The organism is Rhodanobacter sp. UC4452_H20 (assembly GCF_052978205.1).
The window spans coordinates 2,468,461-2,486,089 of record NZ_CM129662.1; the positions used below are offsets into that span (position 1 = coordinate 2,468,461).

The following is a 17,629-nucleotide window of genomic DNA, read 5'->3' on the forward strand; positions in this document are numbered from 1 at the left end:
CGCCGTCTCCTCACGCCGCGGCCTGTTCGACCAGGGTGCCCTTGTCCAGATGCAGCGTGTGGCTGGCGTATTCGGCGGCCTTCGGATCGTGCGTGACCATCACGATGGTCTTGCCGTGGTCACGGTTGAGTTGCTGAAGCAGGCCGAGCACGTCCTCGGCGGACTGGCGGTCGAGATCGCCGGTCGGCTCGTCGCAGACCAGCAGGGCCGGGTCGGAAACGATCGCGCGTGCGATCGCCACGCGCTGCTGCTGGCCACCGGACAGTTCGCTCGGCTTGTGGCTGGCGCGATCGGAGAGGCCGACCAGTTGCAGCGCGATGGCCGCGTTCTTCTTGCGCTGTGCGGCCGAAAGCTTCGTCAGCAGCAGCGGCAACTCGACGTTGCGCTGGGCCGAGAGCATCGGCATCAGGTTGTAGAACTGGAAGATGAAGCCCACGTTCGAGGCGCGCCATTTCGCCAGCGCGCCGCCGCCGAGCTGGTCGATGCGCTGGCCGCCCACGCGGATGCTGCCGGCGCTGGGCGTGTCGAGCCCGCCGATCAGGTTGAGCAAGGTGGTCTTGCCGGAGCCCGATGGCCCCATCAGCGCCAGGAAATCGCCTTCGGCGATGTCCAGGTTGACGTGGTGCAGCACTTCGACTTTCTGCTTGCCGCGCGTGTAGGTCTTGGCAAGGTCGTGGATCTCGATCAATGCGCCCATGGTGGATCTCCAGTGAACATGCTTGCAGGAGTTGTGAATCGAATTACGGCTTCTTCGTCTGGACGGCCGAGCCATCGTGCAGTTCGGCCGGCGGCGAAACCACCACGCTGTCGCCCGGCTTCACCGCGGCCGGCAACAGGCGGAACTCGCCATAGGCCTGCGCCGCCGGGCTCACCGTGCGCTGGCGCACCGCCTCGCCGTCGACCACGAACACCACGCTGCGGCCATCGCGCCGCACGACTGCAGTGGCCGGCACCAGCACGCCCTGCGGCAGCGGCGCGCTGGCGCCTTGTTTTTCTTCCAGGAATGACACCCGCGCGCCCATGTCCGGCACCACGCGCGCATCCTTCCTTTCCAGCGCCACGCGCACCTTGATGGTGGCCTTGCCACGATCCGCGGTGGGCACGATGGCGACCACGTGGGCAGGAATGCGCCAGTCCGGATACGCATCCAGCACCGCTTCGGCCGACATGCCCGGCTTCACGCGGCCGATGTACGCCTCGTTGACGTCGACGTCGACCTCCAGCGAACCCATGTCGACGATGGTGCCCACGCCGGTGCGGGTGAAGCCGCCGCCGGCGGAAAGCGGCGAGATGATTTCGCCCACCTGCGCGTCCTTGGTGGTGACCACGCCGCTGAACGGCGCGCGTACCACGGTGTAGTCGAAGTTCACCTTCGCCACATGGGCCTGCGCGTCGGCGGACCTGGCCTGCTGCCGCTGCGAATCCAGCTGGGCACGCAGGCTGTCGACCTGGGTCTGTGCCTGTTCGGCACTCTGTTTCGACACCAGGCCGCGGGCGGCCAGCGACTGCAGCCGCGCCGCATCGTGCACGCTCTGCGCCAGCTGCGCCCGGTTCTGCGCGACCAGTGCATGGGCCGCGTCCGCCTGCGCCCGCGCGGCCGCCAGGTTGGCCTTGTACCCGCTGTCGTCCAGCCGGGCCAGCACCTGGCCTTGCGTCACGTGATCGCCTTCCTCGATCAATACGGCGGTCAGCGTGCCGGTGATCTGCGCCGACACCGTGGCCTGCCGCCGCGCGGTGACGTAGCCGGTGGCCTGCAGCACCGCGCCGGCTTCGCTGTTGGCCGTGGGCGCGACCGCAGTGGCCGTCTGCACGGCCACCGCACGATGCCCGAGCAGCATCCAGCCCGCGCCACCGAGCAGCACCAGCACCGCAATCAGCCCTCCGGCGATCCATGGCCAGCGGCCACGACCATCACCATGGTCCTCGCGCTGGTGGCGTTCGATGCGCAGTTCTTTCAACAGTTCATCGTTATCCACATCCATCCCCGTTTTTTACGGCTGCCCAGTGACGACTTCCAGCATGGACGACGTGGCTGCGCCCTGCCATGGCACAGCATCAATCATCGTTGGTGACAGCTGTCACCTGCCACCGTGCCGAGACCGGCGCCATCAAGCATTGACGAACGAGGTCGGGTGGAATCGACACCCTGCAGCACTGTCGCAGCGGCCCTGCTGCGGTTCCCCCGCCATTGCGCCGCCCGGCTTTGCTACGCTTGCCGACATGAACTACATCCTTGCCGCACCCACCATCCCCAGCCTGCCGGTCATCGGCAGCGACCAGCGCTTTCCGGTCCGCCGGGTGTTCTGCATCGGCCGCAACTACGCCGAGCATGCGCGCGAAATGGGTGCCACGGTGGACAAGGCCGCGCCGATGTTCTTCTGCAAGCCGGCCGACGCGGTGGTGGCCGATGGCGGCGACGTACCCTACCCCACCATGACCGCCGACCTGCACCACGAGGTGGAGATGGTGGTGGCGCTGGGCGCAGGCGGGCGCGGGCTTGAACCGGCGGCCGCGGCCGCGCTGGTGTGGGGCTACGGCGTGGGCCTGGACCTGACCCGCCGCGACCTGCAGGCGCAGGCCAAGGCGAAGGGCCATCCGTGGGACGTGGCCAAGGGCTTCGACCATTCCGCGCCGGTCTCCGCGCTGTGCCCGGCGGCGCGGGCGTACGTGGACGCGGACACCGTGCTGCGCCTGCACGTCAACGACGCGCTGCGCCAGCAGGCGCGCCTGGGCGAGATGATCCACGACGTGCCGCACATCCTCGCCGCGCTGTCGCGGTTGTTCGAACTGAAACCCGGCGACCTGGTATTCACCGGCACGCCCGCCGGGGTGGCGGCGCTCCAGCGCGGCGACCGCTTTCACGCCGAGCTGGTCGGCGTGGCCGAACTGGCCGGACAGATCGTCTGAAACCGCGTTTCGCTGCCTGTCCTGCGCCCTCACGCTGCGCTAAAGTCCCCCCTGCCATCTGGCAAAACCCGGGGAGAAACGCATGAGCATGCTGCAGGAATTCAAGGCGTTCGCGATGCGCGGCAACGTGATGGACATGGCCGTCGGTATCGTCATCGGCGGTGCGTTCGGCAAGATCGTCAGCTCGCTGGTCAGCGACGTGATCATGCCGCCGATCGGCTGGATCACCGGCGGCATCGACTTCTCCAAACTGAAGTGGGTGATCAAGCCGGCCGACGACAGCGATCCGGCACACAAGATTGCCGAGGTGGCGATCAGCTACGGCAGCTTCATCAACACCATCATCACCTTCATCATCATCGCGTTCGCGATCTTCATGGTGATCAAGGCGATGAACCGCATGCAGAGGAAGCAGGAGGAGGCGCCCGCCGCGCCGCCGGCCGACGTCGCCCTGCTCACCGAGATTCGCGACCTGCTGAAGAACAGACAGCCGTGACCCGCCGGCGGTAGCGGCCCTGGTCGCTGCCGCCGCCCATGACTTCTGGCCTAAGCACGACCCGGCCGCCACGCCATAATCGGGGTTTCCTCCGCGGAGTGCCCCGATGCGCCGTCTCCCCCTCACTTTGCTCGCTGCCGGCCTGCTGCTGGCCGGCGGCATCGCCAGCGCCGCCACCACGATTCCCGCCACGGCCGTAAAGACGGCCGAACAGTTGCGCGACCAGGCGCTGCACGACGGCACCGCCATGGCCGTGGTGACCTCGCTCACCACCGAGGTGGGGCCGCGCCTGGCCGGCAGCGGAGCCGACTTGCGCGCGCGCCAGTGGGCGCTGGCGAAGTTCAAGGCGCTTGGTTTCGACAAGGTCTACAGCGAGCCGGTGACGTTTCCGCTGTGGCAGCGCCGCAGCGAGAGCGGTGCCATCGTGGCCCCGTTTCCGCAGCCGCTGGTGCTCACCGCACTGGGCTATTCGCCTGCCACGCCTGCGGGCGGACTCACCGCGCAGGTGGTGAAGTTCACCAGCCTCGATGCGCTCAAGGCGGCCGACCCGGCCAGCGTGAAGGACCGCATCGTCTACGTCGACTACCGCATGCATCGCCAGAAGGACGGCCACGACTACGGCATGGGCTCGGCCGTGCGCACCACTGGCGCGGTGATCGCCGCGGCCAAGGGCGCCGCCGGCTACCTGCTGCGCTCGGCCGGTACGGATGAGCACCAGCGCATCGCACACACCGGCGTCACCGGCTTCCGCGACCCGAAAGCCCGGGCAATTCCCGCCGCCGCGCTGTCCAACCCCGATGCCGACCAGCTCGATCGCGTGCTCGCCTACGGCAAGCCGGTGACGGTGCGGATGGATCTGGATTGCGGCATCGTCGGCGAATACACCGGCGCCAACGTGATCGGCGAGATCACCGGTCGCAAGCATCCGGACCAGGTAGTGGCCATCGGCGGCCATCTCGATTCGTGGGACCCGGGCACCGGCGCGATCGACGACGGCGCCGGCATCGCGATCACCATGGCCGCGGCCAAGCTGATCCGCGACCTGCCGCAGCGCCCCGACCGCACCATCCGCGTGATCGCCTTCGCCAACGAGGAAATGGGCCTGTGGGGCTCGCGCGCCTATGCGCAGAAGCATGCCGGCGAGGTGGCGAAGTTCCAGCTCGGTACCGATTCGGATTTCGGCGCTGGCCGGATCTGGCGCATGAGCGCCAGCGTGAAACCCGAGGCGCGCGGCGCGATCGCACAGATCGCCAGCGTGCTGGCGCCGCTGGGCGTGGCCTACGACGCCAGCCGCCCCGGCGGCGGCGGCTCGGACCTGTCGCAGATGCACGCCCGCGGCATGGCCGCGCTGAGCCTGACCCAGGACGGCACGCATTACTTCGACTGGCACCACACCGCCAACGACACGCTGGACAAGATCGACCCGGCCGACCTGGCGCAGAACGTGGCGGTCTACGCGGCGTGGGTGTACATGGCGGCACAGGCCGATGGCGACTTCGGTTCGGCGCCGGGTGCGTTCGCCGAGGACGGCACCGGCGAATGATGCCTGGTTGCCCCGCCGCAACGGCGGGGGAGACCGTTCCTCAGTCGGCAGCCAGTTGCGGCGCCTTGCGCTTTCGCCCGAAGCGCTGCTGCAGGCGATCCATGTACAGGTAGATCACCGGCGTCAGGTACAGCGTGAGCACCTGCGACACCAGCAGGCCGCCGACGACGGCCAGGCCCAGCGGCCGCCGCGCCGAGGCGCCGGCGCCGATGCCCAGCGCGATCGGCAAGGTGCCGGCGAATGCCGCCATGGTGGTCATCATGATCGGGCGGAAGCGCACGTGGCAGGCCTCGACGATCGCCTGCATCGGCGCCATGCCCTCGACGCGCTGCCGCTCCAGCGCGAAGTCGATCAGCATGATCGCGTTCTTCTTGACGATGCCGATCAGCATCACGATGCCGACGAAGGAGAACAGGTCCAGCGGCGCGCGGAAGATCATCAGCGTCAGCAGCGCACCGACGCCGGCGGCCGGCAGGCCGGACAGGATCGTCAGCGGGTGGATGAAGCTCTCGTACAAGATGCCCAGCACCAGGTAGATCACGAACACCGCAAGCACCAGCAGCAGGCCCATGCCCTGCATCGAATCCTGGAACGCCTGCGCGGTGCCCTGCACGCTGCCGGTGATCGTCGCCGGCAGGTGCAACTGCGCCATCGCGCCGTCGATGCGGCTCACCGCCTGGCTCAGGCTGACCCCGGGCGCCAGGTTGAAGGAGATCGTCACCGCGGGCAGCTGGCCCTGGTGGTTGACCGTGAGCGGGCGCGCCGTGCGCTGGAAGCTGGCCACCGCGCTGAGCGGCACCAGCGCGCCGCTGCCGGAGGTGACGTACAGCTGCGACAACACCGCCGGATCATCCTGCAGCGCGTAGGCGACCTGCAGGATCACCCAGTACTGCGTGGCCGAGCCGTAGATGGTGGAGACCTGGTTGGCGCCGAACGCCGCGCCCAGCGCCTTCTGCACCTGGCGCATGGTGAGGCCCAGCGGCGCCAGCCGGGCGCGATCGACCTGCACCGCGATCGCCGGGCCGTTGAGGTCCAGGTCGCTGGTGACGTCCTGGAAACCGGGCAAGGCGCCGAATGCGCGCTCCACCTTGCCGGACGCCGCGTACAGCGCATCCAGGTCGACCGACTGCAAGGTGTACTGGTATTGCGCCTTGGACTGCCGGCCGCCGACCTGGATTGCCGGCGGGTTCTGGATGTAGGCGCGGATGCCGGGGATGCGGGCGAACTTCTGCCGCAGCTCCTGGATGATCTGCGCCGGATCGAGCGCACGCTCGGAGGCGGGTTTCAGGCGCAGGAACATGGTGCCGTTGTTGGTGGTCGCGCGCGAGCCGCCGCTGCCCACCGACGACATGAAGCTGTCGATGTTCGGGTCCTGCGCCACGATCGCAGCCAGTTCCTGCTGGCGCGCCTTCATCGCGGTGATCGAGATGTCGTCGGGCCCTTCGACGTTGACGATCAGCTGGCCGGTGTCGCCGGCCGGGATGAAATCCTTGTCGACCAGCACGAACAGCGCCGCGGTGGCCAGCAGGCTGGCGAAGAACACCCCCAGCACCACGCGCGGGCGCTGCACCGACCACGCCAGCGAGCGGTTGTAGCCGTCGCGCACGCGGTTGAAGCCCTGGTCGAACCAGCGCACCACGCGTGATTTCTCCGCGTGCCCGCCATGCTTGATGAAGCGGCTGCACAGCATCGGCGTCAAGGTGATCGAGACGAAACCGGAGATCAGGATCGCGGTGCTGATGGTCACCGCGAACTCGTGGAACAGCCGGCCCACGATGCCGCCCATGAACATCACCGGCAGGAACACCGCCACCAGCGAGATCGTCATCGAGAAGATGGTGAAGCCGATCTCCGCGGCGCCTTTCAGCGACGCCTCGTACGGATCCATGCCGTGCTCGACGTGGCGCACGATGTTCTCCAGCATCACGATCGCGTCGTCCACCACGAAGCCGACCACCAAGGTCAGCGCCAGCAGCGAGAGGTTGTCCAGGCTGTAGCCCAGCGCGTACATCACGCCGAAGGTGCCGATCACCGAGACCGGCAGCGCCAGCGCCGGGATCAGCGTGGCCGAGGCGTTGCCGAGGAACAGGTAGATCACCAGGATCACCAGCACGCCGGCCAGCAGCAGGGTGTACTGCACGTCGTCGACCGAATGGCGGATCGATTCCGAGCGGTCGTACAGCACGCCGAGCTTGACCGACGGCGGCAGGCTGGCCTGGAACTGCGGCAGCACCTGGCGGATGCGGTCCACGGTGGCCACCGTGTTGGAGCCGGGCTGGCGGTCGATCGCCAGCACGATCGCGCGCTTGCCGTCGAACCAGCTGGCGACCTGGTCGTTCTGCACGCCGTCGCTGGCGTGGCCCAGCGCGGACAGCCGGATCGGCGCGCCGTTGCGATAGGCCACCACGATGTCGTTGTACGGCGCGGCGCGCTGCAGCTGGCCGTCCGAACTGACCTGCAGCAACTGCCGGCTGCCGTTGAGCGAGCCGGTGGCGAGGTTGACGTTGGCGTCGGCGATGGCCTGCTGCAGCGTGTCGATGCCGATGCCGTTGGCGGCCAGCTTGTTCGGATCCACGCTGATGCGCACCGCGTACTTCTGCGAGCCGAACACGTTCACCTGAGCCACGCCGTCGACCATCGACAGCCGCTGCGCCAGCTGGGTCTCGCCGTACTCGTTCACCGTCGACAGCGGCAAGGTGTCCGAGCTCAGGGTGAGATACAGGATCGCCTTGTCCGCCGGGTTGACCTTGCGGAACGTGGGCGGGGTCGGCATGGTCGTGGGCAGTTGCCGCTGCGCGGCCGAGATCGCCGCCTGCACGTCCTGCGCGGCGGCGTCGATGTTGCGGTCCAGGCCGAAGGTCAGCGTGATCGAGGTCGAGCCCAAGGCGCTGGTCGACGTCATCGTGGAGATGCCGGCGATGGTGGAGAACTCGTTCTCCAGCGGAGTGGCCACCGCGGTGGCCATCGTCTCCGGCGAGGCGCCGGGCAGCTTGGCGCTGACCGAGATGGTGGGGAAATCCACGTTCGGCAACTCGTTCACCGGCAGCTTCGGATAAGCCACCACGCCGAACACCACCAGGGCAACCATCAGCAGCACGGTCATCACCGGCCGGCGGATGCACAGCGCAGGCAGGTTCACGGCCCGCTCAACCGCCGCTCAGCACGCGCACGCGCGCGCCGTCGACCAGCAGCAACTGGCCATCGGTGACCACCCGCTCGCCACCGTCCAGACCCTTGCTGACCACCACGCGGTCGGCCGTGCCACTGCCGATCGTGACCATCCGCTGGTGCACCACGCCGCCCGCATCAACCACGAACACGAAGCTGCCGCGCGGCGAGTTCTGCAGCGCCACCGCGGGTACCGTCACCACGTGGGTCAGCCGCGTGGTGGGCAGGGTGATCTCGACGAACTGGCCGGGCGTGAGCTCATCGTCCTCATTCGCATAGCGGGCCTTGAGCTGGATCGTGCCGGTGCTGGCGTCCACCGCGTTGTCGATGAAGTCCAGCGTGGCCTGCATCGACGCGGCCTTGCCCGGCAAGCGCACGATCACCGGCACCGCACCACGGGCATGCGCGGCCTTGAGCCCGGCCAGTTCGGCTTCGGGCACGGCGAAACGGATGTGGATCGGCTGCACCTGATTGAGCACCACCAGATCGGTGCTGTTGGCGCTGACCTGCGCGCCGGGATACACCAGCGGCGCACCGGCGATGCCGTCGAACGGCGCGCGGATCGTGGCATAGCCCAGTTGCGTGCGCGCCAGTTCCACCGCCGCCTGGTCGGCCTTCATCGCTGCGGCATACAGGCCGGCGTTGGCCTTGGCCTCGTCGTAGGCCGATTTGGCCACATAGCCGTCCTTGAGCAGCGGGCCGTAGCGTTTCAGCAGGGCCTGTGCGTTGGCGTACTGCGCCTGGTCGCGGGCCAGGTTGCCCTTCGCCTCGTCCAGCTGCGACTGCAGCAGGCTGGGGTCGAGGCGGATGATGGTGTCGCCCTTGGCGACATGGCCGCCGGGCTTGAACGAGAGCGCCTGCAACTGGCCGCTGACGCGCGACTGCACGGTCACCGTGGACCATGCCTGCGCGCTGCCGATCACCTTCAACGAGAGATCGATGTCGCCGCGCTGCGCCGTGGCGACCCTGACCGGCACGGCCTGGGCGGGTGGGGTTGCCTGCGCGCTCGCCGCGCCATCACGCCCGCGCCAGAACTGCTGCGCCCCGAAACCGGCGAGCAGCAGCGCAGCTGCCGTCAACAGCAGTTTCCCGGATTTGTTCTGCGGCATGCTCGCTCCGGCCACGCCGGGTCAACCGGCGCGTGGGCGACACGCGGCTTGACCACGACATTCAATGCTTTTGCCCGGCCGTGGGGGCCAGGGGCCCACCCGGTACCGGCGACGCTCCATTCTGCGCCCGCGCGCCGGCAACCCGTGCAGGACCGATGGCACATGACATCGCGCGGATCAGTCGGAGGCGCCCGGGTTCTCGCCCGCATCCAGCGCCTGCAGGTTTTCCTTGATCCGGTTGAGCACGCCCAGCGCGTGTTCGAGTTCGGCGTACTCGATGCCCGCGGTGGCATCCTTGCGCAGGTCGCGCGCGATCAGCTCCATGTCGCCGATGACGACGCGTGCGCGGTCGGTGACGTAGAGTCGCCAGGCGCGGCGGTCGCGCGGATCGGCGCGGCGCTCGACGAAGCCCGCGGCCTGCAGCCGGTCGATCACCCGGCCCACCGCGATCGGCTCCATCTCCAGCGATTCGGCCAGTTCGGTCTGGCGCAGGCCCTCGCGGTGGTACAACATCTTGGTGGCGCGCCACTGCACGCGGGTCAGCCCGAATCTCACCGCGCGCCGATCGAAATGCTTGCGAAACAGCAAGGTCACGTCGTTGAGCAGATACCCGAAGGATAGGTCTTCCGTTTTCGCCATGATGCGCTGCCCCCGGCCGCCCGAAACCTGAGGCCAGCATAAGCCGCCCGCCTCCTGCAAAGCCATGCCCCTGGACATCGTCATTGCCGACATCACCACGCTGCACGTGGATGCCATCGTCAACGCCGCCAATGCCAGCCTGCTCGGCGGCGGTGGCGTCGACGGCGCGATCCACCGCGCCGCCGGTCCCGCGCTGCTGCAGGCCTGCCGGCAGCTTCCGTCGGTGCGTCCGGGCGTGCGCTGTCCGACTGGCGAGGCGCGCATCACGCCGGGCTTCGCGTTGCCGGCGGCACACGTGATCCACACCGTCGGCCCGGTGTGGCAGGGCGGCACGCAAGGTGAGGCGCGACTGCTGGCAAGTTGCCACGCCAACGCGATGCGGCTGCTGCGCGAGCACGGTTTGCGCACGATCGCGTTCCCGGCAATCAGCTGTGGCGTGTACGGCTATCCGGTGGCGCAGGCGGCCGCGGTGGCGCTGGCCAGCCTGCGCGACGAACTCGCCCGCGACGATCGCGTCAGCATCACCGTATGCTGCTTCAGCAACAGCGTGGCCGACATCTTCCGGCGTGTGCGCGACGCCACGCCGGACGACGGCACACCCTTCAACGCAGCTTGAACGGATACAGCGGCGGCAACGCGTCGTCCGAGTGATCGCCCGTGCCAGTCTGGCGCCAGGCGAAACCCCGCTTGAACGCCTCCGCCGGTGCCGTGCCGCCGACGTCGCCCGCCGCCGTACCGGCGGCGTAGCGACGACGCTGCAAGTCGTCGATCACCGCGCGCTGTGCCGCATCGTCCAGGGCAGCGGACAACTCGCCCGGATGCTGGACGTGCGGTCGCTCGGCGCGCGCCCAGGCCATCAGGCAGTGCAGTTGTCGTGCGGCGTCGGTGCCGCGCGCGGCGCTGATGAACTCCTGTCGCGCCCGGCGCGCGCTGTCCGGCACAACCGCGGGCGCCGGGGAAGCTTTGGGCATGGCGCGCCGCCGACGCTGCCACCACCAGGCCAGCACGCTGAGCAACCACAGCGCGAGACTGGCCAGCGCGATCCAGCGCCATGGCATGGCACCGGCGGGCGCGAGCATGGGCACGGGTGCGGTCGTGGCGGGCGCAGTCGTCGCCGCCGGGACCGCGCCTGCAGGTGATGCCGTGCTGCCGCCGATCGCCGGCAGCACCTCGATGCTGCGCGCGGGGATCTGTGCCACCTCCAGCCGGTCGGTGAGCACGTTCCACCAGGTCACCGTGGTCGCCGGGATCGTCAGCGGGCCGGGGCGCTCGGGCACGATGGCGAACGCCTGCTCGCGCTCGCCCACGGTCCACTGCCCGGCGACGTGGTTGCGGCTGACCGGCTTGTCCGGATAGACCGTGGCGCCGTCCAGCGGCGGCAGGCTCAGGCTCGGCAGCGCGTCGTCGGACAAGCCGGTGGCGCGCAACGTCATGGTGAGGTTGAGCGGCTGCCCCACGCGCACCGGCTGCTGCGCGTCCGGCCAGCCGTCGATCGTCAGGCTCAACGCCCGCGCCGGCAACCACGCCTTGTTGCCCCAATCCGCAGGCGCCGCCTGCACATCGATCGCCACCGGCGCGGCGCTGGCCGAGACGTTGTTGGTGGCGCCGAAGAAGCTGCCCGGGTCGTACGGGTCAACCGCACTGCCCTGGAAACTCGCTGCAGGGATTTCCAGCCGGCCGGCCTGCTGCGGGATCAGCGCATAGCGCCGTTCCAGCACGTGGTAGCTGCGGCCGCCGCGTTGCGTGTCGTAGCCGATGTCCTTGCCCAGCGGCTGCAGCGTCGCCCCATGGACATCGGGCATGTCGATCGAGCCGCCGCTGAGGTTGCCCGCGTAGAACAGCTTCACCACATAGCTGAACTGCTCGCCGACATAGCCGCGCTGTGGCTCCACCGTCGCCTCCATGAACACGTCGCGATTCGGCGCGGCACCCGCCACGGGCCCCTGCGCGTCGACCTGCAGCGACAGCGGCGCCGTGCGTTCGCCGGCGACCTGCAGCGACGGGATCTGCAAGCTGCCGGCGCGAAGAGGCCGCAGCGCGATGCCGAAGGTGAGGCTGGACGTCGCCTTGCCGTTCTCGACCGACAGGCTGCTGTTCTGCGAGGTGCCGAGGATGCTGAAATCCTGTTGCAGCGCCTGCAGGTCGGGCATCGCGGCGGACGCGGCGGCGCCCTCGACGCGGATATTGAGCGTGACCGTGTCGCCCAGTTGCACGTGATCGCGATCCAGCGTCGCGCTCACCTGCGCCGCGTGCGCGACCGGCAGCAGCATCAGCGCGAACAGGCACAAGACGATGATGCGTGCGTGACTCATGGCTGGTCGTCCTCCTGAGCGCCGCCACCGTGGCGCTCGCGATATTCCAGTTCGAACTTGCGCCGCAGCAGGCCGCCGGGGTCGTCCTGCACGCGCTGCAGCGCGTGGCGCAGGTCGGCCGGCAGCTTCGACTGCGGATCATCCCGGTCCAGCGTGCCGAGCTGGTGCGTGGCCGGCGACTTCGCGTCCGCGGACTGGCCGGCGGCCAGCGCCTGGTCCATCTGCTGCTTCAAGGCGCGCTGCGCCTGCTCGGCCTGCGCCTTCTGCTCGGCGCGCTCCCGCGCACTGCGTGGCGCGGGCTGATCGTGCGTGCCGGCGTCGCCGGGTCGCTGCGAACCGTTCGACGACTTGTCCTGTTCCCCCGCACCGGAAGGCGGCTGGCTCTTGTCGGATTTGCCCTGCCCCGACTCGTCCTGCTCCGATTTGTTCCCACCCGATTTTTCCTGGCCTGATTTCTCCTGGCCCGACTTGTCGTCACCCGACTTGTCCTGCTCGGACTTGTTCTGGCCCGCGCTGTCCGGCGAGGATTTTTGCTGCTTCGACCGCCGTTTCAGCCACTCTTCCACGGCTTGGCGGTTGGCCTTGGCGTCGGCATTGGCCGGATCGAGTTGCAGCGCCTGGTCGTAGGCCTCGATCGCCTGTCGATACTGCTGCGCTTTCGCCAGCGCATTGCCGCGGTTGTAGGCGGCATCGCTGCCGGGGGCGTGCTGCAGCGCGTCCGCCGCCGCGGCATAGTCGCCGGCGCGGTAAGCCGCCACGCCGCGCCAGGCGGGATCGCGGGCGAGTTGCTGCGCCTGCACGGCATGGCCGTCGCGCAGCGCCTGCACGGCCTGCTGGTCGGGGCGTTGCCACAGGTCCTGCCAGGTGCCGGCCTGCGCCGTGCGCGGCAGCAGCGGCAGGCTGACCAGCAGCACGAGCATGATCCAGCCGCGGCGAAACGCCGTGGCGGCCACCAGCAGCAGCGGCAGCAACAGCCACGGCCCGCGATCCTGCCACTGCGCACCGTGCTGGCCGCTGGCCTGGGCGGCGCCGCTGCTGCGCAGTTGCGCGTGCAGGGCGTCGATGTCGCCGTGGTCGGCGCTCATCGCCACGTAGACGCCGCCGCCTGCGCGCGCCAGCGCGTCAAGCGCGGCGGCGTCGCGTGCGGCCAGCACCATGCGGTCCTGCGCGTCGTGCAGGAAGCCGCCCTCGGGCAGCGGGACCGGGCCGCCGTGGACGCTGCCCACGCCGAGCACCGAGACGCGCACGCCGGCGGCGAGCGCCTTGCGCGCGGCCGCGTCGGCGGCGGTATCCGCCTGGTCGGTGATCAGCACCAGCGTGCCGCCGTCGGCATTCGCCTGCTGGACCAGACGCACGCCGCGGTCGATCGCCGCGGCCGCGTCGTTGCCGTCCACCGGCATGGTGTCGGGCGCCATCGCGTCGAGCAGATCGTCGAGGCTGTGGGCATCGGAGGTCAGCGGCGCGACGACGAAGGCCTCGCCAGCGTAGCCGATCAGCGCGTTCAGGCCGGCACGGTTGGCCGCCAGCAGCTCGTGCGCCTTGAGCCGTGCGCGATCGAGCCGGCTCGGCGCCACGTCGCGCGCCAGCATGTGCCGCGACAGCGAGATCGCCAGCACCTGCGCCGGACGGTTGGCGTACAGCGCCTGCTCGACGCGGTTCCAGGTCGGCCCGGCCAGCGCCAGCGTGGCCAGCAGCCAGGCCAGCGCGAACAGCCACAGCGGCAACTGGCGCCGGCGCGGCTGTCCGCGCAGCAGCCGTGGCAGCAAAGCCGGGTCGACCAGTCGCGACAGGATCAGCTGGCCGCTGTCGCGCCGCCAGCACGGAAGCGCCAGCAGCGGCAGGCCGAGGAGTGCCAGCAACCACCAGGGGTGCAGGAAATGGAACTGTTGCAGCAGCTCGCTCATGCCGCCTGCTCCCGCACACGCAGCCGGGTGGGCACGATCGCCAGCAGCAGCAACACCAGCGCAGCCAGCAGCGGCCAGCGGAACAGTTCGTGGCGCGGCCGCAACGCCGGCCCCTGCCGCGGCATCGGCTCCAGCGCGTTGATGGTGCGGTAGGCGTCGGCCAGCTCGCTGCTGTCGGTGGCACGGAAGAAGCGCCCGCCGGTTTCGGCGGTGATCGCCTTGAGCATGTCGGCGTCGAGGTCGGCCGAGGGGTTGACCATCTGCAGGCCGAAGAATCCCGGCACCTGCATCGCGGTGGCGCCGATGCCGATGGCGTAGATCCGCACGCCCGCGGCCTTGGCGGCACGCGCCGCCTCGCGCGGAGCGATGCCGCCGGCGTTGTTGACGCCGTCGGTGAGCAACACCAGGACGCGCGCTGCCTCCGGCAGGCCCGCCAATCGCTTCACCGCCACGGCGATGGCGTCGCCGATCGCGGTCTGGTCGCCCGCCAGGCCCACCGCTGCGGTCTGCAGCTGCGCGCGCACGGCCGAGAGGTCGTAGGTCAGCGGCGTGACCAGATAGGCCTGGCTGCCGAACAGGATCAGGCCCATTTCGTCGCCGCGGCGCCGGCTGATGAAGTCGCTGGCGATCGCCTCCACCGCGCCGAAGCGGCTGACCGGTTGGCCGGCCAGCTGCATGTCCGGCGTGCGCATGCTGCCGGAGAGATCCACCGCCATCATCATCGCCCGCCCGCTGCGCTGCTGCGCCTGCGGCGGACCCAGCCACTGCGGCCGCGCCGCGGCGGCGAGCAAGCACAACCAGGCCAGCCCGAGCAGCCACGGCGCGGCACCGTGGTTGCGCCGATCAGCCACCGAATCCAGCTTCACGCCCGGCTGTGGCAGATGCAGCGCGACGCCCGGGGCGGCCGCACGCCACCACCAGCGCAGCAACCACGGCAACGGCAACAGCAGTACGGCCCAGGGCCAGGCGAATTCAGGCATCGGCTGGCTCCGAGGAGGGCTTCTTCCGCTTCCATGTGGACGGCTTTACGGCCAAACGCAGCCACCGCCGTGCGGCCTCGACGAGATCGTTCTCGTCGCCGCTGCGGGGTGGCTGGTAGATGAGCTGCTCCAGCCGATGCAGGCTGTCCTGCGTGGCCGCGTCCACCGGCACCCGCGCCAGGACGTGCCGCCAGGCATCGCCACGCAGATGCACCGCGGCGGCGTCCTGTTCACGGGCGACGCGCCGCAAGAGTTGATGCAGGCCGCCGAGCAGGGCCGCGCGATCGCCGTCCTCGCGGTGCCGCCGGACAAGGTTCTCCAGCTCGCCAAGAATGCGCCGCTGCCGTTGCCGCACGCGGCAGCGGCGTTGCCAAACCCACGCGAGGCCCGCAAACACCAGCAGCGCGAGCACGGCAAGCAGCCACCAGCCGGGTGCGGGCGGCCACCACGAGGGTTCGGCCGGCAGGTGGATGTCGCGCAGTACCGGCCCCGGCGCAGCGGCCGTCGGCGGCGTCGCCGCCGCGATCATCGCGGCGACCTCTTGCGACCGATCAGGCCCGCCACGGCATCGAGCGGATCGGCCGCGGTATCGATGGTGGCGTGGCGCAGACCCAGCGAGCCGGCCAACTCACTCAGCCGTCGGGCGCCTGCACCCAATGCCTGGCGAAAATCTGCACGCTGATGCGCCGACTGCAGCCGCACCTCGCGACGCTCGCCTGCATGCTCCAGCGGATAGCGCCCCGGCGGCGCGAGCTCCAGCTCCAGCGCATCCGCCGTGACCAGCACGGCCACGCCCGCGTGCCGGGTCAGTTCAATCAGTCGCTGGCGCGCGGCGGCGTCGCAACTGAAGCCGTCGCTGAGCAGCAGGACGCGGCTCGCACTCCGCGCCACGTGTGCCGCGCGTGTCAGCGCATCGGAGAGCGGCTGTTGTTGGTCGGCGCGATCCGCCGCGTGCCATCGCGCCAGCGCACCGCATACGGCGAGTGCACCATGCGCACCGGCTTGCGGCGCCAACCACTGGTCGACGCCGCCGAAGCCCAGCATCGCCACGCGCTCGCCGGCACGGGTGGCAAACCACGCGGCCAGTGCCGCCGCGCGGGCCGCCTGCACCGACTTGAAACGCACCCGCGTGCCGAAATGCATGCTGGCATGGGTATCGAGCAGGATCAGCAGACAGCCTTCTCGATCCTCCTGGAACAGCTTCGTGTGCAGCTTGCCGCTGCGTGCGGTGAGTCGCCAGTCGAGTCGGCGCACATCGTCGCCGGCCTGGTAGACGCGCGACTCGGCGTAATCCATGCCGCGGCCGTACAGACGGCTGGACTGCTGGCCGTGGCGGGCGGCGCGCGTGCTCAGCGGCGCCATGCGCACAGAGCCGACGCGCGCACGCAACGCGATCAGCTCGGCCAGCGACACCTCGCTTGCGCCATTGCCATCCGCGACTTGTGACGCCAGGACACTCACGGCAGCGGCACGAGATCCAGCAGGCGCGCCACCACCTGGTCGGGAGTGACGCCTTCGGCCTGCGCTTCGTAGCTGAGCAGCACCCGATGGCGCAGCACCTCATGGACGATTGCATGCACGTCCTCGGGCAACACGTAGGCGCGGCCGGCCAGCCAGGCCTGCGCCCGCGAACAGCGATCCAGCGCGATGGTGGCGCGCGGGCTCCCGCCCCAGGCGATCCAGCGCTTCAATTCCGCGCCATAACGGCCGGCGTCGCGCGTCGCCAGCACCAGCTGCGCGAGGTACTCCTCCAGCGCCGGCGCCATGTGCACGGCCATCGCCGCATCGCGCGCGGCAAACACCTCGTGCTGGCTGAGCAGCGCGCGTGGGGGCGCGGCCGGGTGGGCGCGCCGGCTGGCCTGCTCGCGCGCCAGCTTGAGGATCGCCAGCTCTGCCGCGGCATCGGGATAGCCGATCGTCACGTGCATCAGGAACCGGTCGAGCTGGGCCTCCGGCAGGCTGAAGGTGCCCTCCTGCTCGATGGGGTTCTGCGTGGCCATCACCATGAACAGCTCGGGCAGTTTCCAGGTGCTGCGGCCCACGGTGATCTGCTGCTCGGCCATCGCCTCGAGCAGGGCCGACTGCACCTTGGCCGGCGCGCGGTTGATCTCGTCGGCCAGGATGATGTTGTGGAACAGCGGCCCGCGCTCGAACTCGAAACTGCCCGACTGCGGCCGGAACACGTCGGTGCCGGTGAGGTCGGCCGGCAGCAGGTCGGGGGTGAATTGCACGCGGTGGAAATCCGCCTCGATCCGCGCCGCCAGCGCCTTCACCGCGGTGGTTTTGGCCAGGCCGGGCGCGCCTTCGACCAGCAGGTGGCCGTCGGCCAGCAGCGCCACCAGCAGGCAATCGATGAGTTTCGGCTGGCCGATGATGCAATCCGCCAGCTCCTCGCGCAGGCGGGCGAACGATTGCTGCAGCGCGCCGAGAGGCGGGTTTTCGGGCATGTCCATGGGCAGTTCCAGTTACGGGGCAAGGCCTGCGGCATCCTTGGAGAGCGGACGCGTCGGCGTGCTTCAGACCATCATCGGCACGGGAAGTTTAATGTGACGTGCGCCGGCGGCCGGCGCG

General features: G+C 69.8%; 15 protein-coding genes. 4 read left to right on the forward strand and 11 right to left on the reverse strand.

Translation table 11 applies throughout. From position 1 onward, the window contains the following. Positions 1–10: 10 nt before the first annotated feature. Both ACVCMC_RS11665 and ACVCMC_RS11670 read right to left on the reverse strand, forming a co-directional pair. A complete protein-coding gene (locus ACVCMC_RS11665; protein WP_447097406.1) occupies positions 11–697 on the reverse strand; it encodes an ABC transporter ATP-binding protein in 687 nt (228 codons plus the stop codon). A 43-nt stretch (positions 698–740) separates the two neighbouring features. Next, positions 741–1,982, reverse strand: coding sequence for an efflux RND transporter periplasmic adaptor subunit (locus tag ACVCMC_RS11670; protein WP_447097407.1), 1,242 nt, complete (start codon positions 1,980–1,982; stop codon positions 741–743). 238 nt (positions 1,983–2,220) lie between these two features. Between ACVCMC_RS11670 and ACVCMC_RS11675 the strand changes: the two genes are divergently transcribed. The 3 genes from ACVCMC_RS11675 to ACVCMC_RS11685 all read left to right on the forward strand — a co-directional run bounded on the left by ACVCMC_RS11675 (position 2,221) and on the right by ACVCMC_RS11685 (position 4,946). Continuing rightward, positions 2,221–2,907 (forward strand): fumarylacetoacetate hydrolase family protein, encoded by a 687-nt coding sequence (locus ACVCMC_RS11675; RefSeq protein ID WP_447097408.1) that lies wholly within the window; start codon positions 2,221–2,223, stop codon positions 2,905–2,907. An 82-nt stretch (positions 2,908–2,989) separates the two neighbouring features. Beyond that, a complete protein-coding gene (gene mscL / locus ACVCMC_RS11680; protein WP_395116015.1) occupies positions 2,990–3,403 on the forward strand; it encodes a large-conductance mechanosensitive channel protein MscL in 414 nt (137 codons plus the stop codon). A 106-nt stretch (positions 3,404–3,509) separates the two neighbouring features. Next, positions 3,510–4,946: a M20/M25/M40 family metallo-hydrolase gene (locus ACVCMC_RS11685; protein ID WP_447097409.1), complete on the forward strand. Its 1,437-nt coding sequence runs from the start codon at positions 3,510–3,512 to the stop codon at positions 4,944–4,946. Between the two features lie 40 nt (positions 4,947–4,986). Here the strand turns inward: ACVCMC_RS11685 and ACVCMC_RS11690 are convergent, their stop codons facing one another. The 3 genes from ACVCMC_RS11690 to ACVCMC_RS11700 all read right to left on the reverse strand — a co-directional run bounded on the left by ACVCMC_RS11690 (position 4,987) and on the right by ACVCMC_RS11700 (position 9,862). Continuing rightward, positions 4,987–8,085 (reverse strand): efflux RND transporter permease subunit, encoded by a 3,099-nt coding sequence (locus ACVCMC_RS11690; RefSeq protein WP_447097410.1) that lies wholly within the window; start codon positions 8,083–8,085, stop codon positions 4,987–4,989. A gap of 7 nt (positions 8,086–8,092) precedes the next feature. Then, the gene (locus ACVCMC_RS11695; RefSeq protein WP_447097411.1) at positions 8,093–9,223 is read right to left on the reverse strand and encodes an efflux RND transporter periplasmic adaptor subunit; all 1,131 of its coding nucleotides are present in this window, start codon (positions 9,221–9,223) and stop codon (positions 8,093–8,095) included. Positions 9,224–9,400: 177 nt separating this feature from the next. Beyond that, the gene (locus tag ACVCMC_RS11700) at positions 9,401–9,862 is read right to left on the reverse strand and encodes a MarR family winged helix-turn-helix transcriptional regulator (RefSeq protein WP_395116007.1); all 462 of its coding nucleotides are present in this window, start codon (positions 9,860–9,862) and stop codon (positions 9,401–9,403) included. A 64-nt stretch (positions 9,863–9,926) separates the two neighbouring features. Between ACVCMC_RS11700 and ACVCMC_RS11705 the strand changes: the two genes are divergently transcribed. Beyond that, the gene (locus tag ACVCMC_RS11705) at positions 9,927–10,478 is read left to right on the forward strand and encodes an O-acetyl-ADP-ribose deacetylase (RefSeq protein ID WP_395116005.1); all 552 of its coding nucleotides are present in this window, start codon (positions 9,927–9,929) and stop codon (positions 10,476–10,478) included. On the opposite strand, the gene ACVCMC_RS11710 is transcribed toward ACVCMC_RS11705, so the two are convergent. Genes ACVCMC_RS11710 through ACVCMC_RS11735 form a run of 6 tightly spaced genes read right to left on the reverse strand, consistent with a single transcriptional unit; the run spans position 10,465 to position 17,511 of the window. Next, positions 10,465–12,174, reverse strand: coding sequence for a BatD family protein (locus ACVCMC_RS11710; RefSeq protein WP_447097412.1), 1,710 nt, complete (start codon positions 12,172–12,174; stop codon positions 10,465–10,467). The genes ACVCMC_RS11705 and ACVCMC_RS11710 overlap by 14 nt on opposite strands. Next, the gene (locus ACVCMC_RS11715) at positions 12,171–14,078 is read right to left on the reverse strand and encodes a tetratricopeptide repeat protein (protein ID WP_447097413.1); all 1,908 of its coding nucleotides are present in this window, start codon (positions 14,076–14,078) and stop codon (positions 12,171–12,173) included. The genes ACVCMC_RS11710 and ACVCMC_RS11715 overlap by 4 nt, the downstream gene beginning before the upstream one ends. Then, the gene (locus tag ACVCMC_RS11720) at positions 14,075–15,058 is read right to left on the reverse strand and encodes a VWA domain-containing protein (RefSeq protein ID WP_447097414.1); all 984 of its coding nucleotides are present in this window, start codon (positions 15,056–15,058) and stop codon (positions 14,075–14,077) included. The genes ACVCMC_RS11715 and ACVCMC_RS11720 overlap by 4 nt, the downstream gene beginning before the upstream one ends. Beyond that, entirely contained in the window at positions 15,051–15,587 is a 537-nt protein-coding gene (locus tag ACVCMC_RS11725) for a DUF4381 domain-containing protein (protein ID WP_395121205.1), read from the reverse strand. Before ACVCMC_RS11725 ends, ACVCMC_RS11720 begins: the two co-directional genes overlap by 8 nt. Continuing rightward, entirely contained in the window at positions 15,584–16,519 is a 936-nt protein-coding gene (locus ACVCMC_RS11730) for a DUF58 domain-containing protein (RefSeq protein WP_447097415.1), read from the reverse strand. The genes ACVCMC_RS11725 and ACVCMC_RS11730 overlap by 4 nt, the downstream gene beginning before the upstream one ends. After that, complete coding sequence (locus tag ACVCMC_RS11735; RefSeq protein ID WP_447097416.1) at positions 16,516–17,511, reverse strand: AAA family ATPase; 996 nt, start codon at positions 17,509–17,511, stop codon at positions 16,516–16,518. Before ACVCMC_RS11735 ends, ACVCMC_RS11730 begins: the two co-directional genes overlap by 4 nt. Positions 17,512–17,629 lie beyond the last annotated feature (118 nt).